The following is a 648-nucleotide window of genomic DNA, read 5'->3' as shown; positions in this document are numbered from 1 at the left end:
AATGTATTTAAAACGCCTAATGCCATTAGGTCATCTGCTACTACTAGAGCCGTTGGACGTTCTTTTAGAGATAAAAGTTCGCAAACAGCTTCTTTTCCTCCCTTCTGTAGAAATTCTTCATGAATCACATACTCATCCCGGTAAGGAATGTTTGCTTTTTGAATCGCTTTATCATAGCCTGTTAAACGGTCAATGGTAACGACTAATTCAAGACTTCCACCAATAAAAGCAATACGCTCATGACCAGATTCAATTAAATATTCCGTCGCTTCTTTTCCAGCTTTAAAATTGTCGTTATCAACAAACGTGATGCTTTCACTATGCTTAAACGGCTTTCCAATAACTACAAACGGAACGCTCTGTTCTTGCAAATAAGAAAGTACTTGATCATCAACTTTGGAGTACAGCAAAATTAATCCATCCACTCGTCTTCCCTGTACCATTTGAACAACTTCTGCAAAAATCTCTTCTTCCGTTTCTCCAGTGGACATATAAATCGCTCTTTTGTTTTCGTGAGCTCCGGTGCTGATTCCTCTTAGCACTTCTGGGAAGAATGGATTTTGAAACACCTTGTCTGCTGAGCTCGGCATCACTAGGCCGACTGCCTCTGTCGTTTGATTTGCTAGACTTCGCGCAATAATATTTGGG

At 40.1% G+C, this 648-nt stretch carries 1 protein-coding gene; it reads right to left on the bottom strand.

Annotation, left to right across the window (positions count from 1 at the left end; genetic code table 11):
* On the bottom strand, nt 1-648 hold a 648-nt coding region (locus AC27IT_RS27810), incomplete at both ends, for a substrate-binding domain-containing protein (protein ID WP_487092263.1).

Source organism: Brevibacillus sp. YAE8 (assembly GCF_057543335.1).
This window is presented reverse-complemented; position numbering and strand designations above follow the sequence as displayed.